The sequence below is a fragment of the Herbidospora daliensis genome (assembly GCF_001570585.1).
GTDB lineage: Bacteria > Actinomycetota > Actinomycetes > Streptosporangiales > Streptosporangiaceae > Herbidospora > Herbidospora daliensis.
Genome location: NZ_BBXF01000007.1, coordinates 37,256 through 58,102, shown reverse-complemented (window position 1 = coordinate 58,102; position 20,847 = coordinate 37,256). Strand labels below are relative to the sequence as shown.

The 20,847-nt window shown below is 71.2% G+C and carries 16 protein-coding genes; 4 read left to right on the top strand and 12 right to left on the bottom strand.

The window, feature by feature from the left end; all coding sequences use genetic code 11:
- Nucleotides 1–190: 190 nt before the first annotated feature.
- The 6 genes from AW274_RS31030 to AW274_RS30995 form a co-directional block, all read right to left on the bottom strand.
- Entirely contained in the window at nt 191–1,162 is a 972-nt protein-coding gene (locus tag AW274_RS31030) for an aldo/keto reductase (RefSeq protein WP_062439685.1), read from the bottom strand.
- Between the two features lie 321 nt (nt 1,163–1,483).
- Nucleotides 1,484–3,358 carry a PQQ-dependent sugar dehydrogenase gene (locus AW274_RS39635; RefSeq protein ID WP_083975097.1) on the bottom strand — a complete coding sequence of 625 codons (1,875 nt, stop codon included), beginning with the start codon at nt 3,356–3,358 and terminating at the stop codon, nt 1,484–1,486.
- 497 nt (nt 3,359–3,855) lie between these two features.
- Nucleotides 3,856–5,190 (bottom strand): MFS transporter, encoded by a 1,335-nt coding sequence (locus AW274_RS31010; protein WP_232320534.1) that lies wholly within the window; start codon nt 5,188–5,190, stop codon nt 3,856–3,858.
- The gene (locus AW274_RS31005; protein ID WP_062439672.1) at nt 5,187–5,648 is read right to left on the bottom strand and encodes a MarR family winged helix-turn-helix transcriptional regulator; all 462 of its coding nucleotides are present in this window, start codon (nt 5,646–5,648) and stop codon (nt 5,187–5,189) included. The genes AW274_RS31010 and AW274_RS31005 overlap by 4 nt, the downstream gene beginning before the upstream one ends.
- A 111-nt stretch (nt 5,649–5,759) precedes the next feature.
- Nucleotides 5,760–7,700 carry an endo-1,4-beta-xylanase gene (locus AW274_RS31000; protein WP_232320532.1) on the bottom strand — a complete coding sequence of 647 codons (1,941 nt, stop codon included), beginning with the start codon at nt 7,698–7,700 and terminating at the stop codon, nt 5,760–5,762.
- Between the two features lie 145 nt (nt 7,701–7,845).
- A complete protein-coding gene (locus AW274_RS30995; RefSeq protein ID WP_062439661.1) occupies nt 7,846–9,318 on the bottom strand; it encodes an NCS2 family permease in 1,473 nt (490 codons plus the stop codon).
- 136 nt (nt 9,319–9,454) lie between these two features.
- Between AW274_RS30995 and AW274_RS43050 the strand changes: the two genes are divergently transcribed.
- On the top strand, nt 9,455–9,718 hold the full coding sequence (locus AW274_RS43050) for a DUF2530 domain-containing protein (RefSeq protein ID WP_083975095.1): 264 nt from the start codon (nt 9,455–9,457) through the stop codon (nt 9,716–9,718).
- Here AW274_RS43050 and AW274_RS30990 read toward each other — a convergent pair.
- The 3 genes from AW274_RS30990 to AW274_RS30980 are packed head-to-tail and all read right to left on the bottom strand — an operon-like array spanning nt 9,660 to nt 14,296.
- Nucleotides 9,660–10,400: an SAM-dependent methyltransferase gene (locus AW274_RS30990; protein WP_062439657.1), complete on the bottom strand. Its 741-nt coding sequence runs from the start codon at nt 10,398–10,400 to the stop codon at nt 9,660–9,662. The genes AW274_RS43050 and AW274_RS30990 overlap by 59 nt on opposite strands.
- Before the next feature lie 12 nt (nt 10,401–10,412).
- Complete coding sequence (locus AW274_RS30985; RefSeq protein WP_062439653.1) at nt 10,413–13,502, bottom strand: sacsin N-terminal ATP-binding-like domain-containing protein; 3,090 nt, start codon at nt 13,500–13,502, stop codon at nt 10,413–10,415.
- A gap of 26 nt (nt 13,503–13,528) precedes the next feature.
- The gene (locus tag AW274_RS30980; RefSeq protein WP_062439650.1) at nt 13,529–14,296 is read right to left on the bottom strand and encodes a DUF3027 domain-containing protein; all 768 of its coding nucleotides are present in this window, start codon (nt 14,294–14,296) and stop codon (nt 13,529–13,531) included.
- 106 nt (nt 14,297–14,402) lie between these two features.
- On the opposite strand from AW274_RS30980, the gene AW274_RS30975 reads away from it, so the two are divergent.
- Entirely contained in the window at nt 14,403–15,842 is a 1,440-nt protein-coding gene (locus tag AW274_RS30975) for an MFS transporter (protein WP_232320530.1), read from the top strand.
- Here AW274_RS30975 and AW274_RS30970 read toward each other — a convergent pair.
- Both AW274_RS30970 and AW274_RS30965 read right to left on the bottom strand, forming a co-directional pair.
- Nucleotides 15,839–16,240, bottom strand: a complete 402-nt coding sequence (locus tag AW274_RS30970) for a cold-shock protein (protein ID WP_062338697.1) — start codon at nt 16,238–16,240, stop codon at nt 15,839–15,841. The genes AW274_RS30975 and AW274_RS30970 overlap by 4 nt on opposite strands.
- A gap of 90 nt (nt 16,241–16,330) precedes the next feature.
- Complete coding sequence (locus tag AW274_RS30965; protein WP_062439647.1) at nt 16,331–16,945, bottom strand: HAD family hydrolase; 615 nt, start codon at nt 16,943–16,945, stop codon at nt 16,331–16,333.
- A gap of 100 nt (nt 16,946–17,045) precedes the next feature.
- Here AW274_RS30965 and AW274_RS30960 point away from each other — a divergent pair, with 100 nt between their 5' ends.
- The gene (locus AW274_RS30960; RefSeq protein ID WP_063813746.1) at nt 17,046–17,723 is read left to right on the top strand and encodes a TetR/AcrR family transcriptional regulator; all 678 of its coding nucleotides are present in this window, start codon (nt 17,046–17,048) and stop codon (nt 17,721–17,723) included.
- Here the strand turns inward: AW274_RS30960 and AW274_RS40670 are convergent.
- A complete protein-coding gene (locus tag AW274_RS40670; RefSeq protein ID WP_062439643.1) occupies nt 17,607–18,527 on the bottom strand; it encodes a hypothetical protein in 921 nt (306 codons plus the stop codon). The genes AW274_RS30960 and AW274_RS40670 overlap by 117 nt on opposite strands.
- A gap of 53 nt (nt 18,528–18,580) precedes the next feature.
- Here AW274_RS40670 and AW274_RS30950 point away from each other — a divergent pair, with 53 nt between their 5' ends.
- Nucleotides 18,581–20,839, top strand: coding sequence for a helicase-associated domain-containing protein (locus AW274_RS30950; protein ID WP_062439639.1), 2,259 nt, complete (start codon nt 18,581–18,583; stop codon nt 20,837–20,839).
- The last annotated feature ends 8 nt before the right edge of the window (nt 20,840–20,847 follow it).

Sequence of the window (20,847 nt, the reverse complement as noted above, 5' to 3'; positions counted from 1 at the left end):
TGGCAGGCGCCCCCGCGGAGTCCATGTGGCAGATGCCCCCCGCGGAGTCCATGCGGCAGATGCCCCGCACGGAGTCCATGCGGCAGATGCCCCCCGCGGAGTCCATGCGGCAGATGCCCCGCACGGAGTCCATGCGGCAGATGCCCCGCACGGAGTTCGGTGCGGCGGGATGCCGCACCGGACTCTGTTGCTACCAGGCGTAAGCCTCGGGGGCGGTGCCGCCGGGGCCGGGGAAGATCTCGTCGATGCGGGCCAGGGCCTTGTCGTCGAACTTGATCTCCAAGGCGCGCAGGGAGCCGTTGAGCTGGTCGGCGGTGCGGGGGCCGATGATCGGGGCCGTGACGGCCTTCTGGTGGAGGAGCCAGGCGAGACCCGCGTTGGCGGGGTCTTCGCCCAGGTCGTCGCAGAAAGCCTCCCACTGCTCGATCTGGGGGCGGACCTTCTCGAGGTTCTGGAGCATGTCCTCGGTGGCGCTGCGGCCCTTGTCGATCTTCCGCAGGACGCCGCCGAGCAGGCCGCCGGCCAGAGGGCTCCACGGGATGACGCCCAGACCGTAGTCCTCACACGCCGGGAGGACCTCCAGTTCGACCGAGCGCTCCAGCAGGTGGTACTTCGACTGCTCGCTCACCAGGCCGAGGAAGTTGCGGCGGCGGGCGGTCTCCTGGGCCTTGGCGATGTGCCAGCCGGCGAAGTTCGACGAGCCGACGTACAGGATCTTGCCCTGCTGGCGCAGGACCTCCATGGCCTCCCAGAACTCCTCGAACGGGGTGTTCCGGTCGACGTGGTGGGCCTGGTAGACGTCGATGTAGTCGGTCTGCAGGCGCTTCAGCGAGGCGTCGCAGGCGCGGCGGATGTTCAGCGCCGAAAGGAAGGTGTCGTTGGGCCAGTCGCCCATCGAGCCGTAGAGCTTGGTGGCGATGACGGTCTTCTCCCGGCGGCCGCCACCCTGGGCGAACCACCGGCCGATGATCTGCTCGGTGACGCCCTCGCCCTTCACCCATCCGTAGACGTTGGCGGTGTCGAAGAAGTTGATGCCCAGCTCATGGGCACGATCCATGATCGCGAAGGAGTCCTCCTCCGACGTCTGCGGACCGAAGTTCATCGTGCCCAGGCAGAGCTTGCTGACCTTGAGGCCGGTACGACCGAGCTGCGCGTAGTCCATGCTTCCACCATAGGAACCTGGAGTGGACTCCAGGCCAGCCCTCTCACCTGGACGTGTTCCGACTCGTGGACGATGAGGTGCAAGAAGGTGTAGTCGCAGGCCAGCCCCTCTCCCGGCGGCGCGCGCCGATGACTAGGTCGAGGAAACTGGCCGACTCTCTGGCACGGGCCGACCCGTCGACCGAGGAGGTGGTGGCAGGTGGACTGGGGACAGCCCTCACGCCGGGGCAGCCGACGCGGCGTCCCGACGGCTGGACCCCATGGAAGGAACTCGCAAACGCGGCGGATGAACAACCTCCACCTTGATCCCACAACTGACGCGTTATCTCGCCGTGCAGGTGACGGGTGCCGGACTCCCGACGGTGCCGCCTTGCCAGCCGATCCCGAACGGCACCGTCACCAGATTGCCCGGCGGCAGTAAGCCGTTCTGAGTGACGGTCACCGTGGCTCCTGTCGGGTGGTAGCCGTTCAACTGCACGTAGGTCAGCCCGGTGGGCACCTTGAAGGTGACGGTCCACGAGGTGATGGGCAACGTTCCCGTGTTGCGCACCGTCAGCTCGCCCCAGGAGGCGGTCGTCCACTGCAGAACGAACCGGATCGTCGCTTCACACGAGGGCGCACTCGCGGACGGCGAAGGACTGGGCGAAGGTGACGGGCTGGGCGAGGGAGAAGGGCTGGGCGACGGCGATGGGCTAGGTGACGGCGAGGGGCTGGGCGAGGGAGATGGGCTGGGCGTTGGCGAGGGGCACGGCGATGGGCTGGGCGACGGCGATGCAGTAGGCGAGGGCGACGGGCTAGGTGAGGGTGATGCGCTCGGCGACGGCGAAGGGCTCGGGGACGGCGATGGGCTGGGTGAGGGCGAAGGGCTCGACGACGGGCTAGGCGAGGGCGACGGGCTAGCTGACGGCGATGGGCTGGGCGAGGGCGAGGGGCTGGGCGAGGGCGATGGGCTGGGCGAGGGCGATGCGCTCGGCGACGGCGACGGGCTGGGTGTCGGCGACGGTGAAGGGGTGGACCCAGGAGAGGGGCATGGTGAGGGCCCGCCCGGCGATGGTGAAGGGCTGGGCCCGCCCGGCGACGGTGAAGCGCTGGCCGACGGGGATACCCCCGGGCCCGATGGCGACGGACCGGAGGGAATGACCGGTGGGATTCGGATGATCAGGTCGTCGCCGGAACGTACCGTGCCCCTGCCGTCGCGGTTGCTCGTCGACACCCAGAGCCAGCCGTCCGGACCGAGCGCCACCGTGCGCAGCCGGCCCGGTCCTGGCAGTTCGGCCACCGGAGTGCCCGCCACGTTGCCGCCGCTGACCGGGACCGTCCACAGGCGTTTGCCCGCGAGGGCTGCGGCGAAGAGCGTGTTGTTGGCGTACGCCAGGCCGCTGGGGGACGCCTCGGTTTGGCTCCAGGTCACCAGGGGGTTGGTGAAGCTCGGGCTGCTGCACGGGCCCTCGCAGGCGGGCCAGCCGTAGTTGTGACCCGGCCGGATGTGGTTGATCTCGTCTGTGTGGTTCTGGCCGAACTCCGTGGCGTACAGGCGGCCGGCCTCGTCCCAGGCGAGCCCCTGGACGTTGCTGTGGCCGTAGCTGTAGACCGGTGAGCCGGCGAACGGGTTGTCCGCGGGGACCCCGCCGTCGCGGGTGATGCGCAGGATCTTGCCGCCGAGGGTCGAACTCTGGGCGTTCGGGGGGTAGCCCGCGTCGCCCGTGGCCACGTACAGCATGCCGTCGGGGCCGAACGCGATGCGCCCGCCGTTGCGGGACTGTCCCCGGGGGATCCCGGCGATGATCACCTGCTGGATCGAGGGTGCTCCGAGCCGGAAGCGCACCACCCGGTTGTCGGCGGCGGAGCTGATGTACGTGTACACATACTGGTCCTGCGTGAACGTGGGAGAGACCGCGATGCCGAGCAGGCCCCCGTCACCTCCGGGGTACACGTTCGGGACGATGGCCACCTGCACGGGCGAGGCGCCGGGACGGACCCGCACGAGGGTCGTCGCGTCGCGTTCGGTGACGAGGGCGCTGCCGTCGGGGAGGAAGGCCATGCCCCAGGGCACCCGCAGCCCCGTGGCGACGACCTGTGGCCGGCTGAAGTCGAACCCGCCCGCCCCCGCAGCTGCCGGCTGGGTCACGACGAGCGCCGTGGCGGCGATGACGGCGCAGAGCACGATGGACAGTGCCGAGGACAGCTGCTTGGGCATCGCACGCTCCCGGGTGGGACGGGACTACCGGCTCGTCCCCATCGAAAGCGCCGATCGCGCCGGGATCAATCACCGAGGGATCACCCGCTCGCCGATCTGCGCCTACACCCCCGTCCTCGCCCTGGGACGCGAAACTTTCACAACCCGGGCGCGGGCCGTCAACGGCGCCTCGCCGGTCAACCGGTGCAGGCGTCCTTCAGCGCAAGCCGGGCGCGGTGCGGAGGGTCACACTTGACCCTTCCAGGCGGAGCTCCAGCCGCCCCCGATGACAACACACGATCATGGACGCTCGATCCGGGTCGGCACCCCACAGTCCCTGCGGCTCAAGCGTCAAGAGCGGTCCCGGCCCGCGGCCGTCAAGCAGGCCCACTCATCCGACCAGTGCGCCCACGACGACGAGCAGCATCAGCAGGCCGAGTACGGTCGGCAGCAGCCAGCGGCGGGGACGTTCCACGGCGTCGAGCCTAGCCAAGCCCATGGGGTGCCGCTGACCATCCTCAGACCGCGATCGTCGCCGCGGCCGGGTTCAGGGTCATGGCCTTGCGGGCCGCGACCAGCCTCGTGATGAGTACCGCCAGCGCCACCCCGGTCAGGCTGAGCAGGCCGGAGACCATGATCCCGACCCGGGGACCGGCCAGTTCGGCGATCCAGCCGATCAGCGGGGCGCCGATCGGGGCGCCGGCGGTGAAGACCAGAACGTAGATCCCCATCACCCGTCCGCGCATCTCGTTGGACGCCCCGAGCTGGAGCGTCGAGTTCGCCATCGTCTGCACGGTGATCATGGCGAGCCCGGCGGGGACGAGCGCGATCAGGAAGGCCCAGTACGCCGGCGTGACCGCCGCCAGGATCTGGGCGGCCCCGAAGGCGACCCCGGCCCCGACCATGATCCGCCGCGATGGGGTGACCCGCCGGGCGGCCAGGAGGGCTCCGACGACGGCTCCGATGGCGAAGGCGCTGCTGCCGATCCCGAACGCCGACGCCCCCGCGTCGAACACCTCGGTCGCCATGAGCGCGATCGACGTGGAGAAGCTCTGCGCGAAGACCGCGACGAAGCCGACCATCAGGACGGGCAGCAGCAGGTCGGGGTTGCCCAGCACGTAACGGAGACCTTCTCTGGCCTGGCCCTTGCCGCGTTTGACCGGCTCGGGGGTGCGCAGTTCGGCCGTGCGCATCAGCAGCAGGCCGCCGATGGTGAAGGCGAAGGTGAGGGCGTTGACCAGGAACAGCGGGCCGGTGCCGCCCAGCCAGTTGATCAGGAGCCCGGCGACGGCCGGGCCGACCACGCGGGCCAGGTTGAACGAGGAGCTGTTGAGGGCGATGGCGTTCGACAGGTCGTCGCGGCCGACCATCTCGACCACGAACGACTGCCGGGTGGGCACCTCGACGCAGGCCAGCAGCCCGAGGGTGAAGGCCATCACGTAGACGTGCCAGACCTCGGCGTGGCCGGTGACGGTCAGCACGCCCATGGCCAGCGCGAGCGCCGCCATGAGGGACTGGGCGGTCATCAGCAGCCGCCGCTTGGGGAACCGGTCGGCGAGCACGCCGCCCCACATGCCGAACAGCATGACCGGCAGGAACTGGAGCGCCACGGTGATGCCGAGCGCGGTGCCCGACCCTCCGGTCAGGCTCAGCACGAGCCAGTCCTGGGCGGTGCGCTGCATCCATGTGCCGACGTTGGAGACGACGCTGCCGGAGAGGAAGAGCCGGTAGTTGAAGTTCCGCAACGACCGGAACATGCCGGAGGCGTCGTCGGCCGGTGCTGGGCCGGGCTCCCGAACCGCCCCAGCGCCCGTCCACTTCGCCAGATCGGCCGCGGTGCGCAGCCTTCTCACATTTGGGAGAGCTTTTCCAGGATGGGGGCGGCCCTGCGCAGGATCGCCTTCTCCTCGGGTGTCAGCTCGCCGAGGCGCTGGGCCAGCCAGGCCTCCTTGCGGCGGCGTTCCTCCTTCAGCAGCGAGGCGCCCTCCGGGGTGACCGACAGGGTCACCTGACGACGGTCGGTGGGGTGCGGGGAGCGGGCCAGCAGGCCGCGTTCCTCCAGATGGGTGACCACCCTGGTCATCGAAGGCGGCTGCACCTTCTCGTGCTCGGCCAGTTCGCCGGGGGTCATCGTGGTGTGCCGCTCGACGGCGGCCAGGGCCGCGAGCTGCGTGGGCGTCAGGATGTGACCCACGGCCTGCTTGCGCAGGCGACGGGTCAGCCGGGCCAGCGACACGCGCAGCGCGGACGCCAGACCGGCGTCGCTGCGCAGGTTCGCAGCCGGATCCGTGTTCTGAGGATTCGTTAGCATGAGTCATTACCTTTGCTAACTATATGGCACACCATGGCATTCCTGCTCAGGGATACCTTCCCCGAAAAGGCCGGGCACGGCCCCCGATGGAGGCCGTGCCCGGGTCAAGAATCAGGCGCAGGTGTAACCCGACGCCGTCGAGGTGTCGCTGCTGGGACGCGCCACCTGGAAGCCGAACGTCGTGCTCGCGCCGGAGCCGAGGTTGCCGTTGTAGTTGGCGTTGCGGGCCGTCACCGTGTTCCCGGACACCGTGAGGGTGGCGTTCCAGGAGCCGACGAGGGTGTGGCCGGAGGGCAGCGTGAAGGTCACCGTCCACGAGGTGCGGGCGGAGCTGCCGTTGGTCACGGTCACCGGCTGGACGACGTAGCCGCCGCCCCACTGGGTCTGGATGGTGGCCGTGGCCGAGCAGCCGCCCGAGGTGCCGCCCGTGGTGGTGAAGGTCACCGACGTCGAGTTCGACGACAGGTTGCCCGCGCCGTCACGCGCCCGGACGTAGACCGTGTACGCCGTCGAGGCCGACAACCCGGTCAGGGTCACCGAGTTCGTCGTGGACGTCGCGATCTGCGTACCGGAGGAGTTGTAGACGTTGTACCCGGCCAGGCCCGAGCCGCCCGAGTCGGTCGACGCGGTCCACGACAGGCTGGCGCCCGACGAGGTGATGCTGGAAGCGGTGGGGGTGCCGGGGGTGGTGGGGGCGGTGGTGTCGCTGCTGCCGCCCGTGGTGGTGAAGGTGACCGAGGTCGAGTTCCCCGAGAGGTTGCCCGCGCCGTCACGCGCCCGGACGTAGACCGTGTAGGCCGTGTTGGCCGACAGCCCCGTCAGGGTCACCGAGTTGGTGGTGGACGTCGCGATCTGCGTACCGGAGGAGTTGTACACGTTGTATCCGGCCAGACCGGAGCCGCCCGAGTCGGTCGAGGCCGTCCACGACAACGAGGCGCCCGACGAGGTGACGCTGGACGCGGTCGGGGCGCCCGGTGTCGAAGGTGCGGTGGTGTCGCTCGGAGTGCCGTTGTCGAGGGCGTTGTGGACCGCCGTGTACGACGGCTTCTGCGAGTAGTTGTTGTCGTAGATCAGCGCGGAGCCCTCACCCGGGAAGGTGTCCGGGACCCACGAGTACTTGTCCGTGAAGCCCCAGATGGTCACGCCGGCGCAGGCCGTGACGGCCAGACAGGCGTTCACCACGTTGGTGTAGTAGGTCGCCTGCTGGGTGTCCTTGGCCGAGGTGCGCGAGCCCTGGATGCGGACGTCGAGCTCGGTGATCCTGACCTGGACGCCGAGGTTCGCGAACCGCTGGAGGTTCTGCTGGAGGTCGTTCGGGAAGCCGTACTGGGTGGACAGGTGGGACTGGAAGCCCACGCAGTCGACCGGCACGCCCTGCGACCGCAGCTGCGAGACCAGGTTGTACATCGCGGTGCTCTTGGCGTTGATGCCCTCGACGTTGTAGTCGTTGATGCACAGGCGCGCGTCGCTGTCGGCGGCGCGGGCGGCGCGGAAGGCGTCGGCGATGAAGCTGGAGCCCAGCGTGTTGTACCAGAACGAGGAGCGGAAGCTGCCGTTCTCCTCGAAGACCTCGTTCACCACGTCCCACGAGACGACCGCGGGGTTGTTGGCGTAGCGGCCGACGACCGTCGCGATGTGCTCGTTCATCGCGTTGCGCATGTTGGTGGCCGACAGGCCCTGGACCCAGCCCGGCGTCTGGTTGTGCCAGACGAGGGTGTGGCCGTGCACCTGCTGGTTGTTCGCGGTGGCGAAGTTGACGATCTGGTCGGCGCCGGAGAACGTGTACTGGTTGTCGTTCGGCTCGGTGTCACTCCACTTCATCGCGTTCTCGGCCGTGATCTGGTTGAACTCGCTCCCGGCGATGTTCCGGTAGGCCGTCTCGTTGGCCAGCGGCGAGGTCGCCAGCGCGGTGCCGATGAACTTGCCGCGCGCCTGGGCGTGCACCCGCAGCGCCGCGCTGGCCGAAGCCGGCGTGGCGACGAGCACTGTCGCGGCGGCCGTGGCGAGGGCGCAGGCCGCCGCCATCAGAGATCGCCATTTAGAGGTACGCACTGGATCTCCTGTTCCGAAACCTTTCGGTAACTCCCGTGTCGCACGGAAGGCTAGAATTGGCCGCAAAATACGGTCAATGCACCAGCCGCGCGACACGGGTGGTCCTGCGGAGATCCGGCAATCTATCGGCAAATAGTTGAAAGTTTCAGAAGCCGAAGAGGATCTTGATCGGGCCGAGCGCGAAGTAGATCGTGAACAGCACGGCCACCAGCCACATGAGCGGGTGCACCTCGGACGTCTTGCCCTTCACCGCCTTGATCAGCACGAACGTGATGAAGCCCGCCCCGATGCCGTTGGCGATCGAGTAGGTGAACGGCATCAGCACGATCGTGAAGAACGCCGGGATCGCGATCTCCAGGTCGGTGAAGTCGATCTCCCGGATCGAGGTCATCATCAGGAAGCCGACGACCACCAGCGCGGGCGCCGCGGCCTCGTACGGGATGATGTTGACCAGCGGCGCGAGGAACATCGACGCGAGGAACAGCAGACCGGTCACCACCGAGGCGAGCCCGGTCCGCGCGCCCTCGCCGACGCCCGAGGCCGACTCGATGTAGGTCGTGTTCGACGACACAGACGCCGCGCCGCCGGCGGCGGCCGCGATCGAGTCGACCAGCAGGATCTCCTTGGTCTTCGGCAGCGTGCCGTCGGCCTGCACCAGGTTCGCCTGCTTGCCGACGCCCACGATGGTGCCCATCGTGTCGAAGAAGTCGGTGATCAGCAGCGTGAACACCAGCAGCACGGCCAGCACGACCGACAGCTTGGTGAACGCCCCGAACAGGCTGAACTGGCCGATCAGCGAGAAGTCGGGCAGCGCGAAGATCTGGTCGAGCCCCGGCAGCGCGGGCACGTTGAGGCCGAAGCCCTGCGGGTTGGTCTTGTCACCGTCGACGGCCGGGCCGATGTTCCCGATCGCCTGGACGACGATCGCGAAGATCGTCGCGCCGACGATGCCGATCAGGATCGCGCCCTTCACCTTGCGGGCCACCAGCAGGACGGTGCCGAGCAGGCCGACCACGAAGACCAGGATCGGCCACGAGGTCAGGCCGCCGCCGATGCCGAGCTCCAGGGGCGGCGCGGGGGCGGCCGTCTTGCGCACGAATCCGGCGTCCACGAAGCCGATGAGCGCGATGAACAGGCCGATGCCCACCGAGATCGCGGTCTTCAGGCTGGCCGGGATGGCGTGGAAGACGGCCGTCCGGAACCCGGTCAGCACCAGGACCAGGATGACCAGGCCCTCCAGGACCACCAGGCCCATGGCGTCCTCCCAGGAGACCTGGGAGGCGATGCCGTAGGCGACGAACGCGTTGAGGCCCAAACCCGCCGCCAGGGCGAAGGGCACGTTCGCCACCACGCCCATCAGAATGGTCAGCAGGCCGGCCACCAGCGCCGTCGCGACGGCGATCAGCGACAGGTTCGGAGCCGATCCGTCACCGAGGAACTGGCCGTCGGCGTCCTGGACGAAGCCCAGGATGATCGGGTTGAGCACGACGATGTAGGCCATCGTGAAGAACGTGGCCAGACCACCACGGACCTCCGCGCCGACCGACGAGCCCCGAGCCGAAATCTTGAAGTAGGTGTCGAGGAAACTACTGCTTTGGGGGGTTTTGACGTCACTCACCCGCGCAGAGTGACACCCCTTACCACCAGGGAAAAGACCCAGGTCGCCGACGTGACTTTTTCGTTGCGCTTTCGTACGCGACCCGCGTCGAACCTCACGTGGGCCATCTGTGACCTGCCGGATTTAGGGTGACAGGGTGACCCAGCAGCGGCGGCCCGATCCAGAGCCCCTCAAGACCAACGACTCCGCCACGATCACGGTCGGCATCGTCCTGTGGGCGATCGCCCTCATCGTCTTGCTGATCGTCCGGCCCGACCAGAGCTGGTATTCGTGGACCTGCGTGGCCGGGATCGGCATGGGCTTCTTCGGGCTCTGGTTCGTCCGGCGGCGCGACCGGAAGGTCAGGACGTCCGCTTCAGCAGAAGCGTCACGAAACCCAGCACCCCCCGGTAGCCCTTGAGCCACATGTCGCGGTGGGCCAGCGCCGCCGCCCGCGCCGTGTCGCCGTCGGGGCCCGGGTGGTCGGCCGCCCACCGCAGCAGGCTGCCGGTCCACGACCACTCGTAGTCGTCCCACTCCGACAGTTCGCTGGTGTAGGCGTAGACCGTCGCGTAGCCCGCGCTCTCGGCGCGCTCGACCGTGCCGGCCAGGTCGGCGTACTCCCCTGGTTCGGCGCCCAGCGTGATCAGCGTCTCGGCGTTCGGCGGCACCTCCCAGAAGCCCTCGCCGATCAGCGCCAGGCCGCGCGGCTTCAGGTGCTCCTTGAGCGCATTGGCGGTCTCGACCAGGCCGCCGTAGGCGTGCGTCGCGCCGACGCACATGACCAGGTCGTAGAGGCCGTTCTTGTAGTCGGTCGCCGACGTGTGGTGCAGGGTGAGCTGGTGGTCGAGGCCCTGCCGCTCGGCCATGATCCGGCACGACTCCAGGCCCTCGCGGTGCAGGTCGACCGCGTCGGCGGTGGCGTCTTCGTGCATGGCGAGCGCGCGGAGCGTCCAGACGCCGTGGCCGCAGCCGAGGTCGAGCACACGCGGCTGGGCGCCGAGCTTGGCCCGGCGCAGGATCCGCGTGATCGTCTGGCCGCTCACCGGGGCGGCGATCGGGTGGTCGGTGTGCGCGATGTGACTGATCAGGTGACGTTCCACCTTTTCAGTGTTTCAGCCGTCGAGGTCGGCCTCGGCCAGCAGCAGCGGCACCCGATCGGGATCGCGCAGCAGCGCCTCGACCGCGAGCCGGTCGCCCCACTGCCCCGCCGCCCACGCCAGCCCCCGCGCCAGCCCCTCGACGCCGGACGCGTGCACCCGGCCCTCGAAGAACCGCCACGGCACCGGCCTGCCGTCGACGAGCAGCTCCTCATGCTTCATGTACGACCCGGGCGCCCCCGGCAGCAGCCTGCGCACCTGCGGGGGAACCGGGGTCTCCTCACCCGACGAGGTGACGTCGCCCGTGACGACCTCGCCGACGAGCGGCAGGTCGAGCACCTCCGACAGCGCCTCGGCCTGGTCGAACCCGACCAGCACCAGCGGCCGGTCGGCCACCAGGGCGAGCAGGTCGGGCGCCTCGACGACGACCGGTTCGAGCTCGCCGTCGACGTCGGCGACCACGATCTCGCCGTTCTGCACCGCCCTGATCGCCGCCGGGGGGCTCACCCGTTCGGGGCCGACCTCGGCCAGCGCCTTCCACAGGGCCCGCAGCTGGGCCCGGTCGACGGGCCGCGCGGCGTCGGCCATCAGGTCGAGGAGCTCCTCGGGGCCGCCGTGGGAGGCGAGCAGGTCGGCCAGGGTCGACCGCACCCCGATCATCGTGAGGGCCGACTCGTCGGCGACGGGGGGCGCGTCGGCGTACAGGCCGAAGAGCAGGGGGTCGGCCGACGGCAACCGCAGGGAGGTCGGCGGCTTCCCGTCGATCACCGGGTGGTGCGCCAGCCACCAGCCGGTGTAGGAGGGCACCTCGTGGACCTCGCCGCCGGCGAAGACCCGCATGGGCTGCAGGGCGGCGCGCAGCGGCGGCCGGGCCAGCAGCGGCAGCGCGGCGGCCCAGTCGGCGACGTATTCGAGGTCGCGGATCGCGGTGAACTCGCGCGCCACGGGCGGCACGTCGAGCTCGGGCAGCAGGTCGAGGATCGCGTCGAGCCACTCGTCTTCGCGGTCGAGGTCGTGGTCGCAGTCGTCGGGGTCGAGCACCACGTCGGCGTCGTTGACCACGGCGAACCCGTCGAGCACGCCCGCGGCGGCCAGCACCCGCGAGCCGAACTTCTCGACCAGGTCGGGCGCCGCGAAGGGGGCCTCCTGGTCGATCAGCTTGGCCAGGTCGCCGCCTTCGAGCAGCAGGTCGCCGGCGGCGTAGACCTCGCCGTCGGCCCCGCGCAGGGCCAGCGCGGCCAGCCAGGGCGCCTCACCGGCGGTCAGCCCGGCGGCGTCGACCAGGGCCAGCACGGCCTGGGCGACCGGCTCGGGGTCGGCCGACCCGGCCGACTCGGTGACGGCGGCGTGGGTGAGCGGGTCGTCGAGGACGGTCCGCGGCGTCGCCTCGGCCGCCCCCAGCCGCAGCAGCAGCGGGTGGGCGGCGTCGTGGTGGACGATCCGCAGGCCCAGCGGGGCGAGCAGCGCCGCGTCGAGCGCCTTCTCGCCGTCGGTCAGGATCAGCGTGCCGCGCGCGCCCCGGACCAGCCGGCCGTCGGCCAGCGGCACCGCCACGGCCCCGACCGCTTCGAGGTCGTCGGCCGGGAGCACCTGGTAGAGCGCCCGCCACCAGGCCGGGTCGCGGTCTTTCACCGCGTCGCCGGTGAGCATGTCGATCACGTCGGCCAGCTCGACCCGGCGGATGGCCAGGCCCGGCAGCGCGTGGTGGCGCACCGGCCACCCGGCCGGGAGCAGGCCGGGCACCATGTCGGCGATCATCGTCAGGAACTCGCCGGGCCCGGCCACCACCCGGGCGTCGCGCCCGGCGATGACCAGTTCCTCGTCGTCGGCGAAGGAGAGCGGCGCCAGCCCGTCGGCCGCGCGCCGGGCGTTGACGACCTCGGCGTAGCGTTCGGCGGGCTCCTCGGGGGCCGAGATCGCGGGCAGCAGCGGCAGGTCGGGCAGCAGGGCGAGGATCTCGCCCCGGATCGCCGCGTCGAGCTCGCCCTTCGCCAGCACCTGCGGCACCAGGTCGAGCAGCCGGGGCGTACGCGGCAGCGACCGCAGGAGGTCGCAGTAGACCTCGGCCGAGCGGCGTACCAGGAAGTCGGTCAGCGGCCCCGTCGCGACGTGACGCCGGTCGGTGGCCAGCGGGAACGTGGCGATCAGCAGGGCGGGCAGGTCGAGCGGCTCGTCGGAGGGCGTCGGCGCATGGACCGACGACGGCACGTCTTTCGGCAGCGGCAGCGCCTCGCCGTCGCGCCGGGCCTGGTCGCCCCACGCCCGCGCCTGACCGTGGGCCACCGCCCCGGCGATCGGCACCGCCCACCGCACCTGCCAGAACGGACGCGCCCGCTCCTCGGTCGGCCGGTCGGCGAACAGGTCGCCCACCTGCTCGGGCGTGAACTCGCCCGACGCCTCGACGACGTGCCACCCGGCGGCGGTGACGCTGCGCCAGACGCCGTCGACCTCGATGTCGATCGCCGACAGGGCGGGCATGACCAGCGGCAGCGCCGGGCTGGTCTCCTCGAGCATGCGCCGGACGGCGTCTTCGGCCGCGGCGTTGCGCAGCGGCAGCCGGACGACCGAGTCGAAGCCCTCGGGCACCGTCAGCTCGGCCGGGAACGGCAACCGCAGCAGTGGCACGTGGCCCTCGCGCCCGGCCAGTTCGCGCTCCAGCTCGGGGACCGCCGCGACCAGCTCGGTCGTCAGGGAACGCGACCAGCGCACCCCGCCGGTCGCCCGCGAGGCGACGGCGGGCTCGTCGCTGACCGACACGACGGCCGCGAAGCCGACGCCGAAACGCCCGGCCGCACCGGCCTCGTCGCGCTTGCCGGAGACCCGGAGCGTCGACAGGCCCTCGACCCCGGCGGCGTCGAGCGGCCCGCCGGTGTTGGCGGCCTCGAGCACGCCCTCGCGCAGGGTCAGCCGCAACCGGCCGGGCACCCCGGCGCGCAACGCGGCGTCGGCGGCGTTCTGGGCCAGTTCGACGATCAGGCGGTCGCGGTAACCGCCGAGGGCGAAGTCCTCCTCGGCATTGGCGTCCTCGCGGAACCGGGCGGGCGAGGCCGTCCAGGCGGCGAGGACGTTTTCACGCATGCGGGTGGTGCCGAAGAAGTCGTTCATCACACGCTTCCGGGAGTTAAGGGAGGTCAGCCTTCCGGCATGGGGTCGTAACCCAGGTCGTCGAGGATCGGCTGCGGAGCCTCGACGGCCGCCGACGGCGCCGGAGCCGCCTCGGAGTGGGCGCCGCAACCATGATCGGCGGCGACGACCTTACCGTCGTCGGGGGCGAACTCGTTGGCGCACACCCCGAAGCCCAGGCGCAGCGCGCCGGCGAGGGGCCAGTAGAAACCGCAGGTGGAGCACTGGGCGGGGGCCGCCGTGGCGAGCGGGGAATCGGGGCCCGATTCGCCGCTGTGCCAGCGGTTGACGGCCAGGTCGCGGCCGATGGCCGACAACACCCGGGCCCGCCCCAGGCCGTATTCGAAGAGCATCTGGTGGTCGGTCTCGTCGTCGGCCTCGGCCTCGGCGGTGAAGCCGGGCGCGAGCCGGTCGTCGTCGGCCTCGGCCGGCAGCAGGTCGCCGGGGCCCAGGTCGCCGGGGCGCAGACGGCGGCTCCACGGCACCCAGGTCGGCGCCAGCAGGGCGCCCTTGCCGGGCAGCAGCACGGTCTCACTGACGGTGACGGCCTTGGCACGCGAAGCACGGGCCACTGTGATCGCCCAGCGCCAGCCCTCGTATGCTCGATCGAGGCAGGCGAAATAGTGGGTGACCACCCGGTCGCCCTCCGCGTCGAAACCCAGGTGTTCGCCGACCTCGCCGGGCCTGGCGATCTCCTCGGCCGCCGAACGAGCCATCTCGACGGCGGCGGCGCAGGCCTGGTCGGCGGCGGGGGTTCTCACGCGGGTACGGCTCACACTCCATTTTCACCTACCTGAGGAGCGATTTTCACCCTCCTCGGGAGCGGACAGCACCCGAGTACGTCGGTAAGACTGGAAATTCGACACGAGAGGAGCGGATGGGGTGGCGGGTGCCTGGGGCAAGGTCCGTGACGCGGGCCGCGCGATCATGTCCGCGAGCGCCCGGACCGGCCGCTCGATCGGCCGCGGGGCGGGCAGCGTCGGACGGGCCGCGGGCAGCGTCGGGCGGGCCAGCCGGCGGCTGACCCATTCCAAGGGCGCCGACCGGACCGGCCTCGGCCGTCTCATCGAGGTCACCGCCGTCCACAGCGCGGGCGACGCGTTCATCACGGTCGCGCTGGCGGGGGCGCTGTTCTTCGGCATGCCCGTCGGGCAGGCGCGCGGCCAGGTCGCCCTCTATCTGCTGGTCACGATGGTGCCGTTCACCGTCGTCGCCCCTTTCGTGGGCCCGGTGCTCGACCGCTTCCGGTCGGGCCGCCGCTACGTCATCGCGGGCACCCTGTTCGCCCGCGGCCTGCTCTGCTGGGGCATGGCCTCCAGCGTCGTCTACGGCGACACGCTCTCGCTCTTCCCGGCCGCCCTGGCGGTGCTGGTGTTGTCGAAGGCCTACAACGTGTCCCGGGCGGCGATCATGCCGAGCGTGTTGCCGGCCGACATAGGGCTGGTCACCGCCAACGCCCGGGTGGCCCTGTTCGCGCTGGTCGCGGCGGGCGGCGCGGCCGGGCTCGGGGCGGGCCTGGTGGCCTGGCTGGGCGCCGAGTGGGTGCTCCGGATCGCGATGGTGCTGTTCCTGACGGCCGGGGTGGTGGCGGTACGGCTGCCCCGCCACGTCGACTCCCCCGACGAGGAGGAGGCCGCGAAGCCGCCGGGCGTGCGGGCGCTGCTGAACGTCGGGCCGATCGTGGCCGAGTCGATGCGGGCCAACGCGGCGATCCGCATCCAGGCCGGGTTCCTGGTGTTCTTCCTGCTGTTCCTCGTCCAGGACAAGCACCTGCCGGGCCTGGCCCCCGAGATCACGCTCGGCCTGCTCGCGGCGGCCGCCGGGGGCGGCGGCCTGTTCGGCGCGGCCGTGGCGTCGTGGGTGAAGTCCTACCCGCCGCAGCTGATCGTGTTGTCGACGCTGGCGCTGACCACGCTCACCACGCTCGTGACGGCCTTCTTCTTCAGTCTGTGGACGGCCGTCGCGGTCGCCCTCATCGGCGCGTTCGCGCAGGGGCTGGGCAAGCTGGCGCTCGACGCGATCGTGCAGCGGGAGATCGGCGAGGAGGTCAGGTCGTCGACCTTCGGGGTGGTCGAGGCGCTGCTCCAGATCGCCTGGGTGTTCGGCGGCCTGATCGGCCTGATGTTGTCGCTGTTCGCGCAGGGCACCGCGGGGTTGTCGGTGATGGCGGCGGTGCTGGTGCTCTCGCTGGGCTGGTTGCTGGTCATGCGGCGCAGGCGCAAGGTGGCCTCGACGTCGACCGCCGTCACCGTGCCGTTGCGGCCGGTGGCTCAGCCACCGGCCGCGGCGGGGGACACGAAACCTTTGACCAATCCTTTTTAGGCGTCAATGTCGTCCGCAATTGCGCGAATCACGGTCGCGACCTTCTTCGCGTGGACGGGTTCGGGGAGTTTGCCCTTCTGGTAGGACGAGGTCGACAGTTCGTCGAGCAGTTTGATCAGGTCTTCGACGATGACGACCATTTCGTCGGGCTTTTTGCGCTTCCCCTTCGGACGCGGCGCCTTCGCCAGGGTCGGGGGCTGCTCCAGCACCCTGACCGACAGCGCCTGCTGGCCGCGCCGCCCCTCGGCGACCCCGAACTCGACTTTCTGGCCGGGCTTGAGGGCTTCCACGCCTTTGGGCAGCGCGGATGAATGCACGAAGACCTCACCGCCGTCGTCGCGGGTGAGGAAACCGAAACCCTTGGTTTCGTCGTACCACTTGACCTTGCCGCTGGGCACAGGAGTGACCTCGTTCAAACTGTCGTGGAAGGGAATGGATGTAGGTTATGCCCACTAGGGCTACCAGGTGACCGCCGAAAGGCCGTCAAATTACGCGGGAATCGACGTCCGGGTGGTGTACCAGGACACGAACTCGGTGAGGTCGGCCATGACCACGTCGGCGCCCTGCTCGGCCAGTTGCGCGGCGGTGCAGCCGCCCGTCGCCACGGCCACGCTGATCGCCCCGCCCGCGCGGGCCGCCTCGACGTCGGCCACGTGGTCGCCCACGTAGACCGCCGCCCCGAAGGCGGCGATGGCGGCGCCCTTGTCGGCGCCGAAGACCGATCCGGCGATCTCGTCGACGTCGAGGCCGAGCGCGTCGACCGTGCGCCGGGCGTCGAGCGGGTTTTTCCCGGTGACCACGATGATGCGGCCCCCGGCGGCGCGGATGGCCGCCAGCGCCTCGTGGGCGCCCGGCATGGCGACGGTGGCGGGCAGCGCGATGCCCGGGTAGAGGGAGCGGTAGAGCGTCACCGCGGCCGGGATCTCGTCGGCCGGCAACCATTCGGCCAGCTCGACCTCCAGCGGCCGGCCGATCCGCGACACCGCGACGGCGACGTCGATGGGGGTCTGGAGCGACGGCAGCATCGCCTCGTAGACGGCGGCGATGGCCGCGCGTGTGTCGGCGAGCGTCAGGTCGAGGTCGAAACCGACGTTGATCCCCATGCTGTGCACGGATCAAGGATGCCAAAGTGCGCGATCCGCCGCGAAGTGGATCTTCCTTTTAAAGCTGGGCGGTCTACGCTGTCCCTCGCGGGAGGTACAGATGAGCACACGGGGTCGCATCATCGAGGAAGCGCTACGGCTGTTCGCCGAGCGCGGCTACAACGCGACCTCGGTGGCCGAGATAGAGGCCGCCGCCGGCCTGTCCCCCGGCGCCGGCGGGCTCTACCGGCACTTCAAGTCCAAGTACGAGGTCCTCGCGGCCGCCGTCGCCGACCGCGCGGCCCGCAACGAGATCACGCTCGACGTCGCCCAGACCGAGCCGATCGAGGTCCGGCTGGCCGCGATGTGCCACGCGGGCCTCGGCAAGATGGACGAGGAGCGCCGGCTCGCCCAGATCTTCTTCCGCGACCTGTCGCAGTTCCCCGACCTGGTCGCCGTGGTCACCGAGGGCCTGCTCCAGCCCATGTTCGACGCGCTCACCGAATGGTTCGCCTGCCAGCCCGAATACCTCGACGCCCAGGTCGACTGGGCCGGGGTCGGCTCGGTGCTGGGCGGCTCGATCATCAACTTCCGGCTGATCGAGTACACGACCGGGGAGGCGCCCGGCCGGGTCGCCACCGAACGTTTCGTGTCGGCCTGGATCAGGCTGGCGCTCGGCCTGCTACCGCCGGGCGTGTGTGGAGACGGGTGGGTCGAAGAGCCGGTAGAGCAACCACGTCAGCCCCACGGCGGTGCCGATGATGAACGCGATGCCGGCGACCTCGTTGAAGCGCGTTAGCAACCCTTCGACGGAGGTCCGCTCGGGCCCGGTCAGCGCGAGGATCCCGCCCCCGAAGACCCACGCCAGCACGGGCGCCCCCAGCCCGGCCAGCCGGTCGGGCATGTTCCACCCCTGACACGACAACGTCACGACCGCCCCGACGGCCCACACGATCCCCGGCACCGGGAAGATCGCCACGGTCGGGAACCTGATCGGCACCAGCAACGCGGCCAGCGCCAGCAACGCCAGCGCCACGACCTCCCGCCGATGCCCGTGCAGGATCGACCAGGCGTCGGGCGTCGGCCGCCGCTTCCACCGCGGCACCAACCGCCCCCCGGGCGCCCCGGCCCTCCAGACCCGCCGAGTGGGACTGATCACAATCGGCTGCGGCAACTCGTTCCGCTCAGAGCGACCCGAACCGGGCTGACTCGAACCCGACAGGCTCGCTCCGGATCCGCCCGAACGCGACGAACCCGATTGCGGGCCGCCGGCTGGGCCGGGCCGTCCGCGGCGGAAGTCGGGGTTCGGGGGGAAGGTGCGGCGGAGGGCGCTCATCGGGCGGGTCTGCTGGGCCGGGGGTTCCGGGGGGAGGTCGCCGCGTAAGCGGCGGACCTCGCGGTCGACCATGTCCTCTGGGGTGCCGAAACGGGCCAGGAGGCGGGCGACCGATTTGGGGTTCTCGTCGCCTTTGCGCTCCTGGTCGACCCGTTCGCGGACCCGCCGGACGTAATCGAGGCGTTCCTCGGGGCGCATCCGGCCGTGGGCGGCGTCGGCCACCCGGCTCACGAATTCCAGCACGAGCTGGTCGGCTCGCTCGATCACTCCGTCATAGTGCCCCAGCGTCGCAGTCCATGCGAGCTCCTACGATGGAAAGGATGAGCGAGGGGTTCACCGAGTGGCTGCGCAGCCGGAGCGACGAGCAACTGCGCGTCCTCGCCATGTCCCGACCTGAGCTGATCACCCCGGTTCCGGCGAATGTGCCGGGTTTGGCGGCCCGAGCGGGCACCCCGTCGGCCGTCGGCCGGGCCCTCGACCGGCTCGACGGCTTCACCCTCGCGGTGGCCGAGACCCTCGTCGTCTTCCCGCCCGACCAGCTTTCACCGGCGATCCGCCGGGCCACCTGCGACGCCCCCGGCACCGACGAGGCGATCGGCCGGGCGCTGGCCACGCTGACCGAGATGGCCCTGGTCGACGACGAGCGCAGGCTCGCCCCCGGCGTCCAGGACGCTCTCGACCCGCCCGCCGGGCTCGGCCAGCCGGCCGACCGGGTCTTCCGCCACGACGAGCGCGCGATCACGCTGGCCGATCCCCGTGCCGTCAGGAAACTGATCGCGCAGGTCGGACCGCAGGCCAGAGCGGCGCTCGACGAGCTGGCCTGGGGGCCGCCGTCGGGGCGGGTGCCCAACGCGCGGCGTGAGGTGTCGGTCGAGACCGCCCAGTCGCCCATCGAGCAGCTGCTGGCCCGGGGCCTGCTGGGCGCGATCGGCGACGAGACCGTGACGCTGCCGCGCGAGGTCGGGCTGGTGCTGCGCGACGACCGCTTGCACCGCGACCTGTCGCCGGTCCCGCCGCCGCTCGAGGGCGTCACCCGCCGCGCCGACCTCGCCTCGCGCACCGCCGCCGGTCAGGCGTTCAGCTTCGTGCGGTCGGTCGAGGAGCTCTGCGAGCTCTGGAGCGTCGACCCGCCGGGGGTGCTGCGCACGGGCGGCCTGGCGATCCGCGACCTGCGGCGCGCGGCCCAGCAGCTCGACGTGCCCGAATGGACGGCCGCTCTGATCATCGAGGTCGCCCACGCGGCCGGGCTGATCGCGGCCGGCGGCCCGGCCGACGCCGAGTGGTTGCCGACCCTCTCCTACGACCTGTGGCGGGCCCGCCAGACCGAAGACCGCTGGGAGGCCGTCGCGCGGGCCTGGTTGTCGCTCGACCGGGTGCCGGGCCTGGCCGGGAGCCGCGACGACCGCGACCGGCTGCTCAACGTGCTCCATCCCGACCTGCGCCGGGGGGCCGCCGCCGAGATCCGCCGCCGGGTCCTGACGGTCGTCGCGGCGACCGAGCTCGCGCCGTCGCAGGAGTCGGTGCTGGCCCGGCTGACCTGGGAGCGCCCCCGCCGCAGGGGCGCCCATCTGGCGCGGCTGACCGAGTTCGTGCTGCGCGAGGCCGAGGTCATGGGCCTGACCGGGCTCGGGGTGATGTCGCCCCACGGCCGGGCGGTGCTCACCGGCGTCAAGGCGGCCGACCTGCTGGCCCCGCTGCTGCCCGAGCCGGTCGACCACGTGGTGCTGCAGGCCGACCTGACCGCCGTCGCCCCCGGCCCGCTGACCGGGGAGCTCGACCGGTGGCTGGGGCTGGCGGCCGACGTCGAGTCGAAGGGCGGCGCGACCGTCTACCGGTTCGCCGAGGGTTCGATCAGGCGGGTGCTCGACGCCGGGCAGAGCGCCGAAGAGGTGCTGGCGACGCTGGCCCGCCACTCGACCACGCCGGTGCCGCAGCCGCTGTCCTACCTGGTGACCGACGTCGCCCGGCGCCACGGCCGGCTGCGGGTCGGGTCGGCGTCGTCCTATCTGCGCTGCGACGACCCGGCGGTGCTCGACGAACTGCTGGCCGACCGGCGGGCCGGGGTGCTGCGGATGCGGCGGCTGGCCCCGACCGTGCTGGTGTCGAAGGCGTCGCGGGCGACCATGCTCGACTCGCTGCGCGCGATGGGCTACGCCCCGGTGGCCGAGTCGCTCGAAGGCGACGTGCTGATCACCCGGGCCGACGCCCGGCGGACCGAGGCGCAGCCGGTCAGGCAGGTCAACGGGCTGGCCGCGCCCGAGGCCGAGGTGGTCACGGCGGCGATCCGGGCGCTGCGGGCCGGCGACCGCGCGTTGTTGTCCCGGCCCGACCCGGTGGGCGAGCCGGGCGGGGCGGTGCCCCGAACCCCGGCGACGGCGACGATCTCGGCGCTCCAGGAGGCCATCAAGCAGGGCTCCCGGGTTTGGATCGGTTACCTAGACTCACAAGGTCAGGCCACGAGCCGGATCCTCGAACCCGCGAGAATAGAGGGTGGCTACCTGACGGCGTACGACGAGACGAGGGCGGCCATCCACCGCTTCGTACTCCACCGGATCACCGGCGTCGCCGACGTCAACTGATTAGGGGG